A 23,108-nucleotide genomic window follows, 5' to 3' on the forward strand; every position below is an offset into this window, starting at 1 on the left:
TTCGCTGACTATATCATATCAGCACAGTCTCAGACATTAATAGAATAAAAGCGAGAAATACAATGACTTCACGAAGTAAATAAAAAGTTTATGAAGAATCGAGACAGACTAAAAAAGGAATTAAAAAGTGAAGCAGTATTTTGCTACTCCCTTACTCATAAACAGCGTACTAACTGAAAGGTCTTCTAAAGACCTAAAGACAAAGTTGATACCGAATAACGGCTAGGAGAATGTTAACTAACATAACTGATAGTTATTATGAATCAAGATATAGATAAATTATATTTTTAATCGTATTTTAGGTTTTGAAAAAAAATGTAAAAACCTTTCACGCTATTCAATAATTAGCGTAAAAGGTTTTCTGATATTATTTTTAATAATCCACAGTGTAGCTCAACCCGTAAGTTGTACCCGAGGCAGGCAAACGATTCAAATCGCCATAGGTAGTTTGATGATAGACCGTTAGATAATCTTTATTAAGTAAGTTATAAATTCCATAGTCTACTCGACCTACCGGCATTTTGACTTGTCCTAATACATCAAGTGTCATATAACCTGTGACTGGCAATGCGCTAGAATCAGGGTCTTTTTGTTGATCCTTAAAGGCTTTATCATCACCGCCAATTGCCAATGCTTGTAGACGTATATTACTGCCTTCATCGAAGTTGTATTGCGCAAATGCAGTGCCTTTAAGAGGTGTCAAGCGTACGGCATCAAGCTCCAACCAATCACCATCTTTATCATACTGGCCACGAGTATAGGCAACACTGCCACCCAATTGCCATTGATCATCAATATCATGGCTGAGCGAACCTTCTATTCCGTAGACGCGCTCATCAGTATCGACCACTTCTACCGTATAGTCATTGGTAAAGCGTACCGTTTTATCTGACTTATTATAAAAACCGCTCAAGCCTGCAACAGTACTGCCATGCTTGCCATGCCAGCCCAACTCGTAATTGTCGATTGCGATAGGTTGTACATTGTCTGAGTTGACGACAAAGCCTGCCCGTACATCACGTAGCGCACGCTGAATGTCAGCAGTGGTAAAGCCTTGTGAAAAATTGGCAAATACTTGGTCATTTGGGGTTAATTGATAGCTGGTACCGATATTAAATAGGGTTTTATCGTGGTCTGTATGGCCCTTTTCCACTTGACCGGCCTGATAGTCAATGCCATAAGCATTACTGACACCGTTGATGAGAGGGTCATTAAAATACTCTTCGAGCAATTGCTCATAAATGGGCGTGAAAGTAGCCGTTTCTGCTTTCAATTTTTGATAGCGCACGCCAGCACTGGTATGCCATTTATCAGTGATATCTATATCCGCATTGACAAAAGCGCCCCATTTATCGATGGTGGTATCTGGTCCGCCATTATAAGTAAGACCATTAGTTTGAGCGCTCAAACCATTACTAGCAATAAACATGTTTAAGTCTTGACCTTCATAGGTTTGCTCACTTTTTTCGCGTTCAAAGTCAGCACCATAGCTAAATAGCGTCTTTTTACCTGCGATTTCGCTATCCGTTTGCATGGCTGCGCGTAGACCCATCACTTCAATATCTGCTTCTGATTGAGTGACGAATGTTGCCGCGCCCAAAAGCTTACCTAGCGTGTCTTTATCAGTAAGGCCATTGGTAGCCCAAACTTCAGCTGCTTGGTCTGCTGCACTTTTCCCAGAAGGATAAAAACGGCCTTTTTCGTCTCGATAGTAGCCAGTCACGCTCAAATTTGAGCCTGCAATATCATCATTATTATAATTTAGGTTCACTGATGTTTTGGTGGTATAAGGCTCGTTTTCTACGTCAGCACCGTCAATCGCTTTTAAAGATGGTGGTAATTTTTTCGGTTTTAATAATACTTGTAAATTTTTACCATAGTCTGGACCATAGTCAGTATCCTGCTCATTATTATAGTAAGTCACTGCCAAATCAAGACGTTGGCTGTCAGTGAGCTCTATACCCAAACTACCGTTAACACTTAGCGACTCGGTATCTTGTTGGTCAGTTTGATTGACGTCTGGACTGATGCGATTATCGTGGCTATCGAATTTGCCGCCCTTACGATCATAATCCACATCTAGGCGACCATAGACTCGCTCACCGCCATAACCCAATGTCTGCCCCACATGATAACCCAATGAATCTGAGTCAAAATTACGACTGCTACTGACGCCGACTCTGGTTTGCCTGATAGAGCCATAACCCACCATAGATTTTGTGACGAGATTAATCAGACCACCAGCCGCGCCAGCCCCATAAATACTGGTCGCACCAGAGAGCACCTCTACCCGCTCAAGCTGCGCAGGGTCGATACTGTTTAGCTCGCGTGAAAGGCTGCGTGAGCCACTCAATGGCACACCATTCAGCAAAAACTGCACGGGACGGCCATGCATGGTCGTGCCATAGTTACTGGTTGAGCCACTACTTGCCCCCAAACTTGGAATCAGCTGAGCCAATATATCTCCAGTAGTACGATTGCCTGTCGCCTGCATTTGTAGCTCATTTTCGGTAATTACCTGTGTGACGGCGGGCATCTCACTAATTTTTTGTGCCAAAGCCGTTCCTGTCCTTGCTTTAGCAGTGACCGTAATGGTATCTAAAGTCACGTTTGGTAACTCACTTGAGGCGGCGTTGACAGCTAAGTCTTCTGAAAGCATCGTATTTGAAGCGATGTCCATAGCACTGACATTGTTTTGTGCATATAGTTGCTGGCTGATACAAAAGGTAAGAAAGGATAGAGCAACTTGATGGTGGCGTTTCATATTCACTTCACTTAATTGGAGGATCAAAGAGTGGTAAAAGTTATATTTAGCTAATAATGCTGTGTGTACTAACTTTGTGAACAATATTGTAAATGATAATCATTGTTGTTTCTATAATTATTTACAATATCGAAAACCCTTATTGCTCCCAAAAAATACTGCTCCAGCGTCACTCAAGATTCGATATCTAAGCGGTATCCATAATTCAATTAATAGCTCTCTATATGGCTCAACACTGATATATTATTCATATCACCCAAGCGCCTGAACAAGGCTTCTTAGAGCATATGATGGCCTTGGTACGATAGAAGATGCCAAACGTACCAGAACGCCAAATGAGATTGAACTGACTATATTGCCGTCCTCTCAAAAGGCAAACTCATTGCTATTTTTATTTCAGTGGCTTTGTTAGTTTGCTTAATTTCGACAACGATTGGCGTAGTAGTCATGAGCTGGATGCTCAAGCTAAGGTGATTGTGATCTTGGGACGAGCGGTGGAAGCTGCTGGCGACGTCGATGTACTATGGATTTAGAACAACAATTACCAGAAGTGGCTCGCCGTGGTAGTACGCTACTGCTCATTTCATTAATATTAGACCAATACGGTCTTATGAATTTGCCGGCAAGAGAGATAAATACTGGGTGTTCAGTAGGTGTCACTTTCGTTCTGCTAGGCATGATCATGGAGCTGTGGCTCACTCCTTCATTTTAAGTGCCATAAAAAGCACTCCAATAGGCACCGCTAAATCTACTTTTCATCTTAAGAATTAATCGGGTGCGTTAATATGATGTGTTTAAATATAATTCAGTAAGCCTATAACAAGCTTTCAATGAGCACCATTCTATTTATGCTTTAGGTAACAACTTGCCAGTAGAATAACGAGTAATTATTGATATCGCTAAGTCTACGTCTCATCTACTTTTTGAGCCTTGAACTCACAGAAGAGTGAATTATATGCTAATAAATTTCCTATTTGGGTGCGGCAAATCTTTAGCACTATAATTCACTAATCTATAATGATATTATAAACACGCCTTAACTCAAATCAAAAATCCATTGTGGCTGACAGCATAAATGTACGCGGCTCACCCAAGCCAAGACTGGTATAATGCGGCTTTGCCCAATAAGCTTTATTAGTTACGTTAGCAACACTCGTTCTTAATGTCAGCGGCTTTTTATCAATAGAGGTGGCATAACGTGCACCTAAATCATATACAGTGCGACCTGGTAATGACAGTGAGTTGCCTGCGTCAAGATATTGCTTAGATATCGAGTTTGCATTAGCTGTCAATGTCAAGTCTTGAATAAAAGGTAGATCCCATTCAACACCAAGCTTAGACTGCCATTGTGGGACACCTGTAGCTCTATTACCCTCATTAACGCCACCAAGCGTCTTGGTTAGCTTCGCATCAATATATGAAACCCCACCCATTAGGCGTATATCTTCAATGGGTGAGCCAAAAAACCCCCATTCAACACCTCGGTTACGCTGTTCGCCAGCATAAGAAAAGATATTACTAACAGGGTCTAAATAGCTATTAGGTTTCTCTATTTCATAAACACTTAGGGTATGTGAGAACTCACCAAGATCAAGCTTTACGCCAACTTCTTTTTGTTGCGTCTTATAAGGGGCAAACATTTCACCAGCATTTTCTGCATCTATCGGTGCAGTAGAACCTTGGCTCAAACCTTCTATATAGTTAGCATACAAAGAAACTTGATCGTTTACTTTACTTAGTAGCGCTATTGATGGCGTAGTCGCACTTTCGTTGTAATCCTTTGCTGATGCCAGCATACCTGCTTGTTTACTTTCTACCTGTTGATGTCGCAGTCCTAAAGTCAGCTGATATTTATCCTCAGCAAAAGACAGTGTGTCTGCAAGACCATAGCTGGTCAAATTCGTTTTTGTGTTCAGTAGCGCAGGAGAATTGAAGGGAATATTACGCGACTCCCATACTGGTTTATATATGTTCGTGACCCAGTCTTCAGCTAATAAACCCCTTCTAGCACTTAAATCATAATCTTCCTGATAGTCAACGATGTTAAATGCCAATTGATGATTAACTCGTCCTGTTTGGAATTTACTTTTTAACCCTATCTCAGCAGACTGTCTTTCGACTTCATCATCAACTTCTCCAAGGTTAGTCCGATAATCTCCTGCGGCATTGATAATCTGCGCGACAGAGGCACTCTGCGACTTAAATTTTGTTTTACTATTTCCGCCCGCACCATAAATCATTAAATCGTCAGTCACATCATATTCACCACGTATCATTAGCCCCTTATCTTCACTATCATTAAATGCCCAGCTTGGGTTCAGTAGCGTCTCTGGTTTGGGCGGCTTAGGAATCGACAATCCTGGTGCTAGGGTGAGACCGCGAGTCGGTCCATCGACACGATCTTTACTATGATAAAGATCTGTCGATAATCGAGCACGCTCTCCTTTCCAGTCCAGTGCAACAGAAGCCAGTTGCGCTTGTTTTTTTTGATCATTTACTGCACTATCACCCTCTCTATAAGCACCATTAATCCGAACACCAAACTGCTTGTCTTCACCAAAACGACGTCCTACATCCACATGCCCACCAAGTTGTGAGTCTGATAAATATCTTGCCGTCACTCGCGTCAACGGCTCATCGCCTGCTCGTTTAGGCACTAGGTTGACTGCACCGCCTACTGAGCCTTTGGGCGGCATACCATTCAATAAAGCTGAGGGCCCTTTGAGTACTTCGATACGCTCAAACATCTCAGGTGAGCTACGATAATAAGGTGCCATACCGAATAGCCCGTCTACCGTAACATCACCAATGTCTGAAGAGAATCCACGGATAGAATAACTTTCAAGATTCTGGCCACCAACCCCACTGCTAAAGACGGCAGGATCAGTAGCAGCGATGACAGCCGTAATATCGGTGGCTTGCTGATCTTCAATAAATTTATCGGTATAGCTGATGGCACTAAACGGCGTCTCTAAAAAATCCTTATTTCCCAAGAATCCAGCGTGATTGGTATAGGTCACCTGCCCACCTGAGTAGATAGGATTGTCATTGCGTTCTGCCACTACTGTTATCGCAGGCAAGGTCACTGTAGGAACGTTGTTATCCTCCTCTAACGGTGGGTTTTGCGCTCCATTGCCAGACTCAGTGGTTTGCTCACTATGTATCACATTACTATTTGTCTGTGCATACGCTGATGGCATACTGATGAATATCGTCCCAGCGACTAGGCTCAAAGACATGGCAAGTCTTGCTGATACGATATGATTGAGCGCGAAAGAAGGTTTGGTCAGTGTCGCCCGCTGTTTGACCCTATTTTTATGATCTAGGTGTTGAAGTTGGTGCATGGAAACGTCCTCTTGTTTTGATGGAAAATAATAATGCGAATAAAAATACAAATGATAATCATTAACAATTTAGGATAAGAAGAACCCTCTCTTTCTCACTTAATCATTCACTAGGGCGTGTCCTAGTCCTACGTTAAAAAACATCGTTCGTCTTAGAAGGTTCCTAGAGTGTCTCTAGGACGTTGGCTGATAGCCTTTGAGGACATCGTCCATTATGATGTTTAATGAGGTTGGGCTAGCGGCTGCTATATACCACGCATCTGCATCAACAAAAACAACACGACCATTTTTCCATGCTGTTGTTTGACGAAGTAAAGGGTTGCTCACATCATCAGGATTGATAATAGCGCGATGCTCCATGACAGCGGTACGGTCTACAATATAAAGAATATCTGGATCTGCCTGCTGTATAAACTCGCTAGAAATCGGCTGTCCATGTAGGCTGGTCTCTACAATCGTACTCGCAGGCTTGACACCCAAGTCATTGAAGATAAAACCATAGCGTGATTGCAGCCCAAAATTGCTAAAAGCCCCATTATTATGTAAGACAACCAGTGCTTTCTCTGGGCGGTTTTTTGTGAAGTCCTGAACCTCTTTGACTCTTGCATCTAACTGCGTGGCTTTTTGCTCTGCCAATGCCTCCTTATCAAAAATACGACCTAAAGTTAATAAGTGGCTTTTAACACTGGCTATATGCTGCTGACTGTTATTAAAATTCACATCGAAATGTAGAGTCGGTGCAATCCCTGACAGCTCTTGATAGTTAGCGGCGTGAAGCGGGGTCATTAAAATCAGATCAGGATGTAGCGCATGGATACGTTCCATATTTGGCTGAACAATAGCGCCCAAGTCCTCTACTGCGGCATCCGCTTTGTACTGCGAAAGAAAGTGCGGAATATAGTCTTTGACCATTCCTGCAATCGGAACATCGAGCTGATCCAAAAAATCAGCTTCATTCATATCCAGTACCGCGACGCGTTGCGGTCGAGTATTGATGACAGTAGTACCAAGCTCATGCTTGATCGTGATGGGCGTCTCAAGTTTTTGTGACGCGTGTGCTGGCTCATTTGTCAGCTCAGTAGATGTTTTTTCGCATCCTTGTAATGATACGGCGGCCGACATGACCAGTACCCAAACCCAATCTCTCTTACTCAAATTCATACTGCATCCCCTGATAAATTGAAGTAGTTGCACAGGCAACCACGTTCACTACGAATGATCTCAAAATCAAGATCGTATAACTCACTTAAATTGGTTTCTGTCACGACCTGCTCGGACAGTCCGCTAAAGCTAAGCGTGCCATTCTTCAACGCCACAATATGGTCAGAATAGTTGGCTGCAAAATTGATATCATGAATCACCAAAATCACCGTGCGCCCCCGCTCATCACATAGACGGCGTAAGGCTTGCATGATTTGCACTGCATGCTTCATGTCAAGATTGTTTAGTGGCTCATCCAATAACAACACATCTGTCTGTTGCGCGATGGTCATCGCCAAAAAAGCCATTTGCCGCTGTCCACCACTTAATTCATCCAGATAAGAATGACGTAGAGGCTCTAATGCCAAAAAATCAATGGCCTCATCAATGATGCGTCGATCTTCTGTGGTTAGCGCACCACGGCTATACGGAAAGCGTCCAAAGGAGATCAGCTCCTCCACGGTTAATCGTAGATTAAACCCTGGAGACTGCCGCAGTGTCGCAACATGATGCGCGTATTCAGAAGTACCAATCTCACGGATGTTGCGATCATTGAATGATATCTCACCGCTACTTGGCTCCAATAGCCTTGCCATCATCATCAACAAGGTGGATTTTCCAGCACCATTAGGACCAATTAAAGAGGTAACACTGCCAGCCTGAAATTCTAGGCTGATATCTGATAGCACAGATTTTTTGCCATAGTTTTTATGGACATGGTTGATGGTAATCATGTGAACCCTCTAGTACGGACAGTCAGCGCAAGAAAATAGATGCCACCCACAAGGTTGACGAGAATACTGACACTGGTTTTATAATTAAAGACATGCTCAACAAAGATTTGAGCGACTAAAAATATGGCGATAGTAATGGCACAAGCGATGGGTAAGGTGACTTTGTGTTGGTTACTCCCTGCAAGCGCATAAGCGATGTTGGCAATGAACACACCCATAAATACCGTAGGACCGATCAAGCTCGTTGACACAGCCACCAAAATGGCAATTAAAGCCAGATATAACTTAACGTATCTAGGATGGTTTACCCCAAGAGACAGCGACTGCTCACGGCCAAGCGCCATCACATCTAAAACAGGCAATGTTTTACGACTAACCCATAGTACGGTGGCTACCGCAAGCGCTCCATAAAACAGAGTCTCTGGCTGAGATCGATTAAACGAGGTGTAGCTTACCCCCTGAAAAACCGAAAACTCGCCAGGGCTAATACGCAGCTGAATAAACTGCGTAACCGTACCGATGACCATCGTCAACACCAAGCCAAATAACAACAAGGTATAGACATCATTTTTACATCGAGGGAAAAGCCAGTGATGAAGTGCCCAAGAATATGCCAGCATCAATACGATTGATACGATAAAATTACCACTGACACCTAGCAGCATCAGTCCATTTGTACCCATCACAAAGAGCAACAGTACTTGCCACAGTAAATAAACAGCCTCATAACCCATTATAGAAGGCGCCAAAATACGATTACCAACAATAGTTTGAAAGATTATAGATGAAAAAGCTAAGCATATACTACCGAGAACAATAGTCGCTAGACGCATCAAACGCTTAGGAATTAAGTAATCAAAATCTAAATCAGAGTCTATCAATAAGAAGATAAGCGCCAGCAATATAATCAGTATCACGGTCGCCCAAACCTTTGCCGTAGCACTCATCTCACCCCCTTCATGATTAACACAAGGAATATTACACCGCCTACCCCGCCTGCGGTAAGGCCAATGGGAACCTCAAAAGGATAAATGACGAGCCGCCCAAAAATATCACAAATCAGCAGTAAACAAGCACCGCCTAAGGCGACTACTGGCAGTGTCCGCGACAGGTTTTCCCCGTACTTTAGAGCGACTAGATTTGGAATAACCAGCCCCACAAAAGGTATGGCGCCGATGGTGATGACTGAAGCGGCCACCGTTACTGAGACTAGCATAAGCCCTAAGGCAGCTGTCGCCGCATAGCCGAGTCCTAGACTGGCGGCCATGTCCTCGCCCATACCCAGTACCGTAAAGCGATGGGCATAAATATAGGCTAATACAATGATGGGCAAAATAATATAAATCAGCTCGTAATGACCTTGTATAACCCTTGAAAAATCTCCCAATAACCACCCTTGCATACTTTGTAAAATATTATGGCGATACGCATAAAACTCCGCAATTGAGCTCAGCACACTGCCATACATCAACCCAAGAACAGGAATAAGCACAGCGCTCTTAAACTTAATACGACTGATAATGAGAATAAAAAGTAAGCTTGCGGCAAAGCAAAAAACCAGCGCAAAGATCATTTTACTACTCGTACTGGCATTAGGAAGCATGGTGAGCGAGACCAAAATGCCAAGTTTGGCAGCATCCAAACCCCCTGAAGTTGCGGGCTCAACAAACTTGTTACGGACGATGTGCTGTAAAATCACGCCGCTAACAGACAAACCCACTCCTGTCAGTACCAGCGCAATCAGCCGTGGTATACGGCTCGCCGTTAAGGTCAACCATGCATCGTTGGAGAAATTAAAGAGAGCTATAAGTGAGGTCTGTTTTGAGCCCAGCATAAGAGAAACGGCACAGAGTAAAATGAGTAACAAAGATAGTGAGCGCATTATTGAAGTTCTTCTTACTTATTACGAATGACTTTTTACTACGCTGAAACATACCACCAACAGTCTATAAAACTCATTGCTAGGATTTTTCATTAAAGCATAAATGAGAATCAATCATACTATGCTTGTTTGAATAGGTAAGTTGAATATAAGGTGAAATTGGGAAGTTATACCGTGAATAAGGGAACTTATTCGGAACGATACCTCAGCATTTACCAAGGTTTAAAGATTGAATTAACTCAGGCGCAACATAGGTTTGGCATAAATAAGTCGTATATCAGCAATGCTTATTTAGCTGATTTCAGAAGATTGTGGCAGCTTGACATCTATTAGTTGGCTAGATAAGTTGTGTGGGTGTAACGCCATAAAATTTGGCAAAAGCTTTACTGAAATTGCTAGGATCACGATAGCCAACATACCATGCAGTCTCTTGGACGCTTTTATATTCATCTAGCAACAAACGCATTGCTTCCTGCATACGCAGTTCACGGATAAAGCTGCCGATTGTTTTACCCGTTTGTTGTTTGAACTTTTGCTTGAGATAGCATTCGTTTATACCCACTCGTTGAGCCAACAAGGAAATTGTTAATTTATTACTGTACTCTTGGCGAATAATATCAACGGCCTGATCAATTTGGCTTTTTTGGTTTGCTAATCGGCCTGATATATCTTGAATGCCTAAAATATCTTGGCAAAGCAGCAATGCTTGACTCTCCAAAGCTAATCGATCACTCAAAGTACAGCAAGGTAAAGAGAGGATATAAGCTGCACGAGCAAGTAGACGCGGCTGGTTGGATAAGCTGACTTGAACCATTTCAGGATCTTGATTATTAGAAGGTAATAGCCATGTTGGAACAGCGAAGCTTTCTGCCCAGCGCGACAACAATGTTTGATTAAAATCGATTGTTACGATATGGCTATTTATAGGGGAATTCTGCAAATATTCAGTATCAACTATAGAGTTGATATCACCAAAATCTCCTGATCGTCGCCAAATTTGCTGCGAATGAATACTTGTATCAGTCCGTAAATTACTAGCATGTAAGGTATAGTTCGCATCTACAATTAAGTGCATCCCTACATCACAAGAAAATGGTGCGGCGGGTTCCACCAAAGATTGGCTGCTAGCAATGCTGTTTCGACCGAGCACGATACCATTATGCAAGCTCAGTAAGTCACCATAACCAGAGCTGCCATCATAAGTTGGACGTTTAATCAAATAGTCAGAATCAGGATGATCGAAAGACCAGTATTCGGTCTGATAGTGGTCGTAAAATGCATGTAAGTTTGCCATATAAATACAATCAAGATGTTTTGGTATGTGTGTTTATGTTATATCCAGCTAAAAATAGCTTTACTCGTATAAATAGCCAGTTCTCCAGTCTTGAAGCAATAATAGCATTATTAGTAATAAACAATCATATTAATGTTAATGATTATCAATTAAATATAATTCAATGGTATTCACATACCAAAAAGGAGTAAGCATGAGTCTGCTTATAGCGAATATAAAAAAAGAGCTTGATGATATTGAACAGTTTTGGAAGCCTACTGATATTGCTCAGTTTAATCAATTAACCGTAAAACTGGCTAAATTGAAAGGTGAGTATGAATGGCATAATCACGAATATGAAGATAAGTTATTTCACGTATTGTCAGGACAGTTATTTATTATATTAGAAGACAAAACCGTAGAGGTGAACGCTGGTGAAGTTGTCGTTATTCCTAAGAACAGTAACCATAAACCTTATGCGCCTACTGAAACGAGTGTAATGTTTTTTGAACCTTTATGAATATATAGCCGGTACAATATAATTCAGATACAAGGAAGGCGAGCGAAAGTACTACAAATAGTAGACTAAGCGAGCCTGACACAGTATCTGATTTATATAGGATTGACTATAGAATTAAATCTATAACAATGTTTCTATTACAGCTATTTGATTGAAATGCATCTGAGCACTCAGTATTAATAATTTGTAAAGCCGTTAAAAATACCGCCGCCTTTGTAAATTAAATATCGAAAATGCAACATGCATAACAAACTTATCAACCATTTATTGAATACGCACTTTGCTTTTTAAAGAGTGGTTAGCCAATCACTCTTGCAGATTTTTCTCCTAATGAAGGTGTGAATATTAGCATTCTCATTACTCGCGTTTATATTATTTCAGTATCAGGATATAACGAGGCTAAGTTAACCAAATCCCTCCAATGAGTAGGAGCTTCTCTGCCTGCTTATAAAGCTATCTGGAGATATGCATATGTCAAATAGCTGGTTTTAAATAAGTCGTCATCTGCGTTTCAATTCTATTGTATTAGCATATAAACTTGATTATTTTTCCTCACGGTATAAGATGTTTTTTGCTTCTATTCTAAAATCTTCATGACTAATGGCAGGCTCAATGCTAGCTGTACTTAGGTTTATATGTGAGACAGACGCTTCTGGCTCACGATATAAGATATTCTGTGCTTCCTGTCTAAAATCACCATAACTAATAGCAGTCTCGGCTTGAGCATACTTAGCTTCAACATTAGCCTTAATATGATTGTTTTTAACTTCTACTAGCGGTGAGCTATCTGCTACCGTCTCGTTGATTTGATGAGTAGCTACCGTAACAGGTAGATGAACACTTACCATGGATGTTTGAGGAATTGTTGAAAAAAAACGAGCAGACACAAATATAGTCGTTAATAACAAGACACCCACTATGGCAAACCATTTTACATGACTCAGCAAACTGCCTTTTGCTAGCTTTGCTGTGTCGGTTGCTAATAGTGGCTCGTTATTAGAATTACTGGATAAGCCAACACTTTTATTGATATCACTTTTATTGTCTGAGATAGTCATAATTCAATACCGAGTCAATCCATGTTATGAACGGCCTATCACCGTATCCTTGATCTTAGGATACGGGCTCTCGGGTATGTTGCAATGATTTTTGGTATGAGCGATAGAATTGACTGATAAGCGGCTTGAAAGCACTATTATTGTATGGCTAGTTGCTGATGAGCAATTTGAAAAATGGTGATAAAAATGAGATGAATTGCAGTCTAATAAGAAAGATAGCACAGGTTATCTCGAGGTATTAAGCAGATATTTAACGCTGCTTGGCAAAATTCAGTCCATTTGAATTGAGAATATGCCTTAGATTGAATGACTAGTTGAAATTATGAATGTGCAACAGACCCTAATCATTGGTCTCACGATACAAGGTACTTTGGGATTCTTCTCTAAAGTCATCATAAGTGATGGCTGCCTCAGCTGCTGGCATGGTCGATGGGGCTTCAGTAGTCTCTACCCCATTAGGATTGGTGTCTGGATTCTCAGTGGGGGATTCATCTGGTTGCGATATCACTGTCGATTTGTCTATCGCGCCTGTATCAGCAGAAGGTTGGTTGTCATCGGTTACTACTGCTTTGCCAGTGCTAACAGCTGGTGCTGCATCTGTCGTTGTTGTTTTCGTCTCTGCACTATCAGGTGCAATCGTTTTCGTTGAGGTCGATAGAACGCCGGTGAAAATTAGTGTCGCTACAATAATAGCAATCAATAATGAGCCAAATATCATGCCAATAATAAGCGGTTTTTTGCTACTTACTTGCTTTTCCTTTGATTTTGCTAATTGTTTAGCAATGGCACTGTCATTTACAGCGTCGTTATTATTAGATAGTTGTTCGTTTCTAACTTTTTCCGCTGCTAATCTTTCTGAATCTTGACGTTTTAAATCATCAGCATTCGCGCTGTCAGTGATATATAAAGAAGATTTATCGTTACTTGCATCAGAATCTGAAGAGTTGTCAGTATTAGCTGTCGGTGCATGATTTGTCGAAAAACCCTCGTCTTTATCGTCATCAGAAAAATCTACATTAATACCTGCGCTCACGCTTTCTTGCTCTAAATTAGCAAATAATTCTAGCTCTGTGGCGCTTAATGGCTCATACGATGAAAGATGATTGGTATTTTTTAGTGGTTTTAATGCATTTTCTTTGAAAGTAGCGTTATCCTCATTACTATCGACATTTTCGACACGCGTGATGAAACGCTCGTAGATATTATCTTTACGCATACGCTTACGTGGCTTAGTATTAGCAATTTTGGCTAAATTTGCCTCTAACTGCGCATTAGGGCTATTTTTTTTGTCGCTCATGAAGTAATACCAAACCAGTTTTTACCGCGAAAAAGTAGATAACAGCTAGAATTAAGAATAAAGTTTTTATTGTTTGCTAAAGTGTAACACTAACGTTAACAAACAATATAGTAGCTCGCCTCGTTCGCTTCAAGCATAATTTGTCGCTTATTGCTCTTATTCGGATAAAATAATCAAAATAGCCAAGAAAAAATAAGCCACAAGCAACGGTGACATCATAAACAAGTGAGCATAAAGATATGGATTTAAAACAGCTCAACGCTTTTATTGCTATCGCAGATTCACGGAGCTTTAGTGCCGCAGCGACTAAAACTGGATTGTCACAACCAAGCTTGAGTCGTCTGCTTAAACAGCTTGAAACAGATATGGGTGTGGAATTGGTCGATCGCTACCATAGACCGCTACATCTGACCGAAGCGGGTACATTCTTTTATGACAAAATCAGCGCCATATTGACAGAGATTGATACCGTCACCAGCATGACGCAGCGGCTATCTACGCCCAGCAGCATGCTGAATATTGGCTTTGTCCCATCTGTGCTTTATGGATTGCTTCCTGAGATCATTGCCATGCTGAAGCAATCTAGCCCCGATATCGACGTCAATCTCAAAGACATCAGCTCATATCAACAAATAGAGGCGCTTAAATCTGGTGAGATAGACATCGGATTTGGGCGTTTCCCGCATCAAGATCCATGGATTCAACAAATACTACTGCGTCATGAGCGTTATGTCGTCGCCTTACCAAAAGCCCATCCTCTGGCGCATGTAAAGGAGCAACGGTTGATAGACTTAGCGAACAATCGACTGATTCTCTACCATCAAACCCATTTACCGATAGCGACTAGCGTAAGATCAACCAGTGCAAAGCTGGATATTAATAAAAAATCCAGACGCACAAGCGCTGAGCAATCCACACTTAGCGCGCCTATTACGGAGCCGTTGCTACACTTATTCGCACAATACGGTATTTCGCCTTTTATGACTACGACGGTGAGTGACTTGCAAGTAGCGCTAGGCTTGGTGGCGGCTGGCGAAGGCATTACCCTTGTGCCTGCTAGCCTAAAGACCGTGCGTACCGACCAAATCAGTTATCAACGTTTAGTACACGAAAACGTCACCTCCCCTATTTATTTACATACACTCAAAGATTTCGTTCATCCCAGCATTTCTGATTTGCTGCGCGCCACCTATCAGGTATATGAGCAGCGCGGCATCACTTATCGGCAGCAAAAATTTGTGTCACAGCCTTAAATTATCAGATATTGAATGGATATTGTGTTATAAAGAACCGCTAAAAAATAATCAGCCTTAATACTTGATATTAGCAACTGATTATGCTAACTAAAAAGAATGGCAATGCAAACAAATAGTAATAACAACTAGAATAATCATTCTCCTGACTGGCTTCGGTGTGCTAAAGTCGATACAAGATGAATCGTTTTATATTTAAGCAGTTTATAAAGCCCTTCTCTCATGATCATTGGCAAGCTGACACAGGTAAGTGATAATTTGCCGTTTTAACCATTTAGAGGTATTCATGACCACACAACCACTCGATAATCCACGCACCAACCCAAATGCCACTGACGATACCGCAACCTCGCCGCAAGAAGGCTTTAGCTGGCGCATCTTTGGTCCCGGTATTTTGATGGCAACCGCTGCTATCGGTGGCTCACATTTGATTTCATCGACGCAGGCTGGCGCTATATATGGCTGGCAACTGGCCATTATGATTATTTTAGCCAACGTTTTTAAGTATCCATTTTTTCGCTTTGCAACCGACTACGTCTATGACACTGGCGAGAGTTTGATTGCAGGCTATGCCAAACGCTCAAAGGTATATCTGTGGGTATATTTTATACTCTCTATCCTATCGGCTGTCATTAGTACGGGCGCGGTCTCATTAATAGCAGCGGTTATCTTAGGTTTTATGCTACCAGCCTCCCTTGGTCTGTCGACGATGGCGCTGTCATTGATTATCGTGGCGGTTTCTTGGTTCTTTTTAATTGCAGGTCACTATAAGCTGCTTGATGGTGTGACCAAATGGATTATGATTGCGCTGACCACAGCAACGGTCGCTGCTGTCATCATTGCTGCTGGCAAGCCGACAGTCATGGCTGCTGACTTTGTCGCGGCCTCTCCTTGGAATTTAGCAACTTTAGGTTTCATCGTGGCACTCATGGGCTGGATGCCAGCACCGCTTGAGTTTGCCGCCATTACCTCGATGTGGACATCTGCCAAAGTCAAAGCCGATCACACCACCCATCGCCAAGGTTTGTTAGATTTTAACGTCGGTTATGCCGTCTCAGCAATTTTGGCATTGTTCTTCTTATCGTTAGGTGTGTTTGTACAGTATGGCTCAGGACAAGAAATTGAGCTGGTCGGTGGCGCTTATATCAATCAGTTGATCAACATGTATACCGCAACCATCGGTGAATGGTCACGTCTATTGGTCGCTTTCGTCGCCTTTATGTGTATGTTTGGTACGACGATTACCTGTGCAGACGGTTATGGCCGTGCCAACGCTGAGTGCTGGCGTCTAATAAAAGGTGAAAGCGAAATCAATAAAAAGCAAATCGCTTTTTGGACGACCTATGCTATCGGTGGTGGGTTGATGATTATCACTTTCTTTACTGGACAACTAGGTACTATGCTTAAGTTTGCCATGATATCGGCGTTTGTCTCAGCGCCTATCTTTGGCTGGTTAAATTACTCACTGGTTAAAAACCATAAAAAACTATCTTTTGGCATGAATGCACTCTCTATCGCGGGACTCATCTTCTTAACGGGTTTTGCGCTGTTATTTTTAGCCAATCTTGCTGGACTATTTGGCTAGGTATCGGTTTTAAAAATATCTATTTATATCATAAAAGCCCTTTTAGCTTAGCTATTAGGGCTTTTTGGTAAGCTAAAATCATGAATCGATAAAAATAAGCGCAACCGCTATTGTAAATAAATGTAAATCATGGGCTATACGTGTCTTTGCAAATTCAGCAATATGAATAATAGCTTAAGCAAACTATTACTTTATAGATAATGCTATTCATATGGTGAATAATATTAATTTTAATAAACTATTTATTTAAATTATTTAAATTATTGTGCTCAAACAATGCTTTGTACTCACTGATTATTGCGTATAATCGAACACAATAACGATAATACTATCTCTCTATGCAAGGACACTCCCATGACTTCATCTTCAGCAGGCGCACGCTTTCGCAGTGCCCTCACTCAAAAAAATGATAATAACCAGCCACTACAGATTGCAGGTGCTATCAATGCCTATACTGCAATGATGGCAACCCAAGTCGGTCACCAAGCGTTATATCTCTCTGGTGCTGGTGTGGCCAATGCCTCATTTGGTCTTCCTGATTTGGGTATGACTAGCCTTGATAATGTGCTAGAAGATGCACGCCGTATCACTGACGCAGTTGATACGCCGTTATTAGTAGATATCGACACTGGTTTTGGCGGTGCATTCAACATTGCCCAAACCATTAGAAAAATGGAAAAAGCGGGCGTGGCAGCGGTACATATCGAAGACCAAGTGGCGCAAAAACGTTGTGGTCATCGCCCAAATAAAGAAATCGTCAGTATTTCAGAAATGGTTGATCGCTTAAAAGCGGCATTGGATGCCAAAACGGACCCTGATTTTGTGGTCATGGCACGTACGGATGCGCTATCGGTCGAAGGGCTTGATGCTGCTGTAGAGCGCGCTGTTGCCTTCCAAGAAGCAGGCGCAGACATGATTTTTGCGGAAGCGCTAACCGATATCGAGATGTATCGTAAATTTACTGACGTACTAGATATTCCAGTACTTGCCAACATGACAGAGTTTGGTCAGACCGACCTATATACCACTGATCAACTATATAGCGTGGGTGTCGAGATGGTGCTCTATCCATTATCTGCCTTCCGAGCGATGAACAAAGCGGCATTAAACGTTTATCAGCATCTATTGACTGACGGTACACAAGAAAAAGTTGTAGATACCATGCAAACCCGCATGGAGCTGTATGATTTCTTAAATTATCATGAGTTTGAGCAGACGCTAGACAAGCTATTTGCTAATAAGTAGTTAAGAATTAGTTATTGGCAACACTGAAAAGATAGCTCACCTTTGAGTGTGTTATCTTTTCGAAATCCGTCTTCATTTACTTTTAGGTTATTTATGCCATTTTTTACTGCTAATACTGCTCTTAAAACGTCACTACTGAGCAGCACGCTTGCGGCGCTGTTATTTATGACGGGCTGTGATAAAACACCAGAAACCGCCGACGATACGACCAGTGGTGCAAGCACTGCTGAAGTTGATGCTGCCAAAGAGACTCCTGCACCTGTCACTCAAAACGACTTGGTCATGACGAAAATTACGCTAGATACTGTCAACAGCCTACTTTTTGCACCGGTTATCAATAGCGGTGCACTCAGTGCAGAGCAAATCAGCTGCCTCGAATCACGCGACAAAGACTTGGGTAAAGCCGAAGTCGATAGCTTCTATAAGAGTCAGTTTACCGATGCAGAGTTACAAGAGTTGGATGACTTTTATACGTCAGAGGTAGGGAAAAAGCTGATTACGTTTGGTAATGAGCAACTGCGTGTCATGAATGGTGAAGAGATTGCAAAGCCAATGGCTGACCCTACTCCAGAAGAAATGACTAAGATTCAGACATTCATGGAATCACCACTGGGTGTCAAGTATATGAAGATCAATAATGCTGAAGGCGAAGGCAGCGCAATGGAAGTCTTGAATGGCCCTATCGAAGCGGAGTTTGAGCGTTGTAATGTCGATTTAGATGGTCCACAGCTTAAGCAGCCTGCCTAACGCTCAACTGGCGCTATAGTCAGTCATTAACTGATAAATTTATTATTAGAAACACCGTTTTTCACCCAAAAAGCTACCCACAAAAGGAATTTCATCATGGCAGCACAAAACCCATCAACAAAAGTATTGTCAGGTGCAGGTCTACGCGGTCAAGTCGCAGGCAAGACGGCTTTATCTACCGTTGGCAAATCAGGCTCTGGTCTGACTTATCGCGGTTATGACGTATCAGAACTTGCTGACAAATGTATTTTTGAAGAAGTGGCTTACTTATTGTTATATGGCAACTTGCCAACCCAAAGCGAGCTTGATGCTTATCAGACCAAATTAAAAAGCTTACGTGGTTTGCCACAGCCATTAAAAGAAGTGCTTGAACGTATACCTGCTGCAGCGCACCCAATGGACGTGTTACGTACCGGTTGCTCAATGCTCGGTAACTTAGAAACTGAAATGAGCTTTGATGAGGAAAACGACCAAGCAGATCGTATGCTGGCGGCATTCCCATCAATCATTAACTATTGGTATCGCTTTAGCCACGACAATGTGCGTATTGAAACAGAAACGGATGACGACACGATTGGTGGTCACTTCTTGCATCTGCTTAAAGGTGAAAAGCCAAACGAGCTCCATACCAAGGTCATGAACGTTTCTCTTATCCTCTACGCTGAGCATGAGTTTAATGCCTCAACCTTTACCGCGCGCGTTTGTGCCTCTACGCTATCTGATATCCATTCTTGTATAACAGGTGCGATTGGCTCATTGCGCGGTCACTTGCATGGCGGCGCGAATGAAGCGGCGATGGATATGATTGAAGGCTTTAGCTCACCTGACGAAGCCGAAAAAGAGATGATGGCGATGCTGGCGCGTAAAGACAAAATCATGGGCTTTGGTCATGCTATCTATAGTGAATCAGACCCACGCAACGTCGTCATTAAAGGCTGGGCTGAAAAGCTCGCTGCTGACGTTGGTGATGAGGTGTTATACCCAGTATCAGTACGCTGTGAAGAAGTGATGTGGCGCGAGAAAAAACTGTTCTGTAATGCTGATTTTTTCCATGCTTCAGCCTATCACTTTATGGGTATCCCAACCAAACTGTTCACGCCAATCTTTGTTTGCTCGCGTCTAACTGGTTGGGCAGCACATGTGTTTGAGCAACGCGCTAACAACCGTATCATTCGCCCAAGCGCAGAGTACACTGGCGAAGAATTACGTCCAGTACCAGATATGAGTGCGCGTTAATCTATATATATTTACTATCTCGTATAAGTGCTTATGCGAGATAACCAGTTTAACTGCTAGATATATTCACAATTTAGCAGTTAAACTTTTTCTTAATAACCTCACTTTCTTTTTAGCCATGTTTTTTTAGCAAAGCCTTCTTCTAACTTCTAATTCCACTAATGACTTTGCTAAAAGAATGACTATTTTTTAAATTTAAACCAGCCAACTGCCAAAGGTGACTCATGGACAACGCTCTAGTACAACCAATGAATGATCAATTCAAAAAGCCCCTGCCAGATACCGACCTCTATTACTTTGATACCCGTGAGGCTGTCGAAAATATTGAAGCTGGCGCGTATGACAAGCTACCGTTTTGCTCAAAAGTACTATGTGAAAACTTGGTGCGCCGTTGCCCACCAGAAGAGCTAACCGCGGCGCTTAAACAGCATATAGAAGGCAAACAAGATTTAGATTTTCCTTGGTACCCTGCCCGTGTCGTTTGTCATGATATTTTAGGTCAGACGGCGTTTGTTGATTTGGCGGGCTTACGTGATGCCATCGCTGAGCAAGGCGGTGACCCATCAAAAGTCAATCCAATCGTGCCAACGCAATTAATTGTTGACCATTCATTGGCCGTTGAACATGCAGGCTTTGAAGAAAACGCATTTGAGAAAAACCGCGCCATTGAAGAGCGTCGTAACGATGATCGCTTTCACTTTATCAACTGGTGTCAGTATGCCTTTGATAACGTCAACGTCGTACCGCCTGGTAACGGCATCATGCACCAAATCAACTTAGAGAAAATGTCACCGATTGTACAAGTGGTCAAAAACAAAGCTGGTGAAGAAGTTGCCTTTGCTGATACGCTCGTCGGTACAGACAGCCATACGCCTATGGTTGATGCTTTAGGTGTTATCTCAATCGGTGTTGGGGGCTTAGAAGCTGAAAGCGTGATGTTAGGCAACCCATCATACATGCGCCTACCGGATTACGTTGGTGTTAAGCTAACGGGCAAATTGCAAAGAGGCATTACTGGTACCGATTTGGTACTCGCGATGACCGAGTTCTTACGTGATGCTGGCGTAGTCTCTACCTATATTGAATTCTTCGGTGAAGGTGCGCGCCAACTGAGCGTCGGTGACCGTGCGTCTATCTCCAATATGACGCCTGAATATGGCGCGACGGCGGCGATGTTCTATATCGATGAGCAAACCATCGACTATCTACGTCTAACCGGTCGTTCTGAGGCTCAAATCAAATTGGTTGAGCAGTATGCCAAGCAAACCGGTCTATGGGCTGATGGCATGGAAAATGCGGAATACGCGCGTGTGCTTGAGTTTGATTTGTCCGCTGTTGTCCGTAATATGGCAGGTCCTTCACGTCCGCATGCTCGCGTATCCACCACGGATTTGGTTGCCAAAGGTATTGCTCACGCTCCTGAAGATAAATTACCAGAACCAAAAGATGGTCTGATGCCAGATGGCGCGGTGATTATTGCCGCAATTACCAGCTGTACCAACACCTCTAACCCTCGCAACATGGTTGCAGCGGGCTTGGTTGCGCGTAATGCTAATAAGAAAGGTTTGTTACGCAAGCCTTGGGTGAAGTCATCATTAGCACCAGGCTCAAAAACGGTAAAAATGTACCTAGAAGAAGCCGGCTTGATGCCTGAGCTCCAAGAAATCGGCTTTGACGTGGTTGGTTTTGCTTGTACCACCTGTAACGGCATGAGTGGCGCGCTTGATCCTGACATCGAGAAAGAAATCATTGATAATGACTTATTCACTACCGCAGTGTTATCAGGTAACCGTAACTTTGATGGTCGTATCCATCCGTATGCCAAGCAAGCATTTTTAGCGTCACCACCATTGGTGATTGCCTATGCTATTGCCGGTAATATCCGTTTTGATATCGAAAAAGACTCGTTAGGTAAAGACCAAGACGGCAATGACGTTTATCTAAAAGACATTTGGTTCGATGATGATGAAGTTGATGCTATCGTGGCTAAAGCGGTAAAACCTGAGCAATTTAACGCTGTTTATATTCCGATGTTTGACGAAGCCAAAAAAGACACGGGTAAAGCATTAAGTCCGCTCTATAACTGGCGTGAACAGACGACTTATATCCGCCGTCCGCCGTATTGGGAAGGCAAAATGGCGGCGATGAATAAGCTAAAAGGTATGCGTCCGTTAGCGGTACTCGGTGATAACATCACCACTGACCATTTATCACCATCTAATGCGATTTTGGGCGATTCGGCGGCTGGCGAGTATCTTGATACTATGGGTTTACCGGCGGAAGACTATAACTCTTATGCGACCCATCGCGGTGACCACTTAACGGCGCAGCGTGCGACCTTTGCCAATCCTAAGCTATTGAATGAGATGGTACGTGACGAGAAAGGTGAGGTTATCCAAGGTTCACTTGCTAGAGTAGAGCCTGAAGGTCAAGTCATGCGTATGTGGGAAGCCATTGAAACCTATATGAACCGTGAACAGCCGCTGATCATCATCGCAGGTGATGGCTATGGTCAAGGCTCAAGCCGTGACTGGGCTGCCAAAGGTGTGCGTTTAGCTGGCGTAGAAGTGGTTGTCGCTGAAGATTTTGAGCGTATCCATCGTCAAAACTTGGTCGGTATGGGCGCACTACCTTTGCAGTTTAAAGAAGGTGTCAATCGTAATACCCTAAATATCGATGGTACTGAAATATTCGATATCGAAGGCGAAGTGTCTGCTGGTGGTGAGATGACATTGGTCATTAACCGCACAGATGGTACTGTCGATAAAGCGCCCGTTATCTGCCGTTTAGATACCGCTGATGAAGTTAAAATGTATAATGCGGGCGGTATGCTCCAGCGCTTTGCCAAAGAGTTTATCGATGGCACGTTAGATATCGCGTAATCATCATGAGTTTTGAATAATCAAAGAGCCGATGTTGTATAAATTATACGGCATCGGTTTTTTTATATCTGCTACCACCCCTTATCCA

General features: G+C 42.6%; 16 protein-coding genes. 7 read left to right on the plus strand and 9 right to left on the minus strand.

Going from position 1 to position 23,108, the window contains the following annotated elements; all coding sequences use genetic code 11:
- Nucleotides 1-373: 373 nt before the first annotated feature.
- The 7 genes from AK822_RS07310 to AK822_RS07340 form a co-directional block, all read right to left on the minus strand.
- The gene (locus AK822_RS07310) at nucleotides 374-2,764 is read right to left on the minus strand and encodes a TonB-dependent receptor (protein WP_060491123.1); all 2,391 of its coding nucleotides are present in this window, start codon (nucleotides 2,762-2,764) and stop codon (nucleotides 374-376) included.
- Nucleotides 2,765-3,810: 1,046 nt separating this feature from the next.
- A complete protein-coding gene (locus AK822_RS07315) occupies nucleotides 3,811-6,108 on the minus strand; it encodes a TonB-dependent receptor (RefSeq protein ID WP_060491124.1) in 2,298 nt (765 codons plus the stop codon).
- Between the two features lie 174 nt (nucleotides 6,109-6,282).
- Entirely contained in the window at nucleotides 6,283-7,269 is a 987-nt protein-coding gene (locus tag AK822_RS07320; protein ID WP_060491125.1) for a siderophore ABC transporter substrate-binding protein, read from the minus strand.
- Complete coding sequence (locus AK822_RS07325) at nucleotides 7,266-8,042, minus strand: iron ABC transporter ATP-binding protein (RefSeq protein ID WP_060491126.1); 777 nt, start codon at nucleotides 8,040-8,042, stop codon at nucleotides 7,266-7,268. Before AK822_RS07325 ends, AK822_RS07320 begins: the two co-directional genes overlap by 4 nt.
- Nucleotides 8,039-8,989 carry an iron chelate uptake ABC transporter family permease subunit gene (locus tag AK822_RS07330; RefSeq protein WP_060491127.1) on the minus strand — a complete coding sequence of 317 codons (951 nt, stop codon included), beginning with the start codon at nucleotides 8,987-8,989 and terminating at the stop codon, nucleotides 8,039-8,041. Before AK822_RS07330 ends, AK822_RS07325 begins: the two co-directional genes overlap by 4 nt.
- Nucleotides 8,986-9,924, minus strand: a complete 939-nt coding sequence (locus AK822_RS07335; RefSeq protein WP_060491128.1) for an ABC transporter permease — start codon at nucleotides 9,922-9,924, stop codon at nucleotides 8,986-8,988. The genes AK822_RS07330 and AK822_RS07335 overlap by 4 nt, the downstream gene beginning before the upstream one ends.
- Nucleotides 9,925-10,261: 337 nt before the next feature.
- Nucleotides 10,262-11,218 carry a helix-turn-helix domain-containing protein gene (locus tag AK822_RS07340; protein ID WP_060491129.1) on the minus strand — a complete coding sequence of 319 codons (957 nt, stop codon included), beginning with the start codon at nucleotides 11,216-11,218 and terminating at the stop codon, nucleotides 10,262-10,264.
- 193 nt (nucleotides 11,219-11,411) lie between these two features.
- Between AK822_RS07340 and AK822_RS07345 the strand changes: the two genes are divergently transcribed.
- Entirely contained in the window at nucleotides 11,412-11,717 is a 306-nt protein-coding gene (locus AK822_RS07345; protein WP_060491130.1) for a cupin domain-containing protein, read from the plus strand.
- A 542-nt stretch (nucleotides 11,718-12,259) separates the two neighbouring features.
- Here AK822_RS07345 and AK822_RS07350 read toward each other — a convergent pair.
- Both AK822_RS07350 and AK822_RS07355 read right to left on the minus strand, forming a co-directional pair.
- A complete protein-coding gene (locus AK822_RS07350; protein WP_060491131.1) occupies nucleotides 12,260-12,775 on the minus strand; it encodes a hypothetical protein in 516 nt (171 codons plus the stop codon).
- A 340-nt stretch (nucleotides 12,776-13,115) separates the two neighbouring features.
- Nucleotides 13,116-14,072 (minus strand): hypothetical protein, encoded by a 957-nt coding sequence (locus tag AK822_RS07355; protein WP_060491132.1) that lies wholly within the window; start codon nucleotides 14,070-14,072, stop codon nucleotides 13,116-13,118.
- Between the two features lie 239 nt (nucleotides 14,073-14,311).
- Between AK822_RS07355 and AK822_RS07360 the strand changes: the two genes are divergently transcribed.
- The 6 genes from AK822_RS07360 (at nucleotide 14,312) to acnD (ending at nucleotide 23,020) form a co-directional block, all read left to right on the plus strand.
- Nucleotides 14,312-15,325: a LysR family transcriptional regulator gene (locus tag AK822_RS07360; protein ID WP_060491133.1), complete on the plus strand. Its 1,014-nt coding sequence runs from the start codon at nucleotides 14,312-14,314 to the stop codon at nucleotides 15,323-15,325.
- 286 nt (nucleotides 15,326-15,611) lie between these two features.
- Complete coding sequence (locus AK822_RS07365) at nucleotides 15,612-16,910, plus strand: NRAMP family divalent metal transporter (RefSeq protein ID WP_060491134.1); 1,299 nt, start codon at nucleotides 15,612-15,614, stop codon at nucleotides 16,908-16,910.
- A gap of 354 nt (nucleotides 16,911-17,264) precedes the next feature.
- Nucleotides 17,265-18,155 (plus strand): methylisocitrate lyase, encoded by an 891-nt coding sequence (prpB, locus tag AK822_RS07370; protein ID WP_060491135.1) that lies wholly within the window; start codon nucleotides 17,265-17,267, stop codon nucleotides 18,153-18,155.
- 93 nt (nucleotides 18,156-18,248) lie between these two features.
- Nucleotides 18,249-18,902 carry a DUF2059 domain-containing protein gene (locus AK822_RS07375; protein WP_060491136.1) on the plus strand — a complete coding sequence of 218 codons (654 nt, stop codon included), beginning with the start codon at nucleotides 18,249-18,251 and terminating at the stop codon, nucleotides 18,900-18,902.
- Nucleotides 18,903-18,998: 96 nt separating this feature from the next.
- Complete coding sequence (prpC, locus tag AK822_RS07380) at nucleotides 18,999-20,138, plus strand: bifunctional 2-methylcitrate synthase/citrate synthase (protein WP_060491137.1); 1,140 nt, start codon at nucleotides 18,999-19,001, stop codon at nucleotides 20,136-20,138.
- 248 nt (nucleotides 20,139-20,386) lie between these two features.
- A complete protein-coding gene (gene acnD, locus AK822_RS07385; RefSeq protein WP_060492220.1) occupies nucleotides 20,387-23,020 on the plus strand; it encodes a Fe/S-dependent 2-methylisocitrate dehydratase AcnD in 2,634 nt (877 codons plus the stop codon).
- The last annotated feature ends 88 nt before the right edge of the window (nucleotides 23,021-23,108 follow it).

This window comes from Psychrobacter sp. P11F6 (assembly GCF_001435295.1).
GTDB lineage: Bacteria > Pseudomonadota > Gammaproteobacteria > Pseudomonadales > Moraxellaceae > Psychrobacter.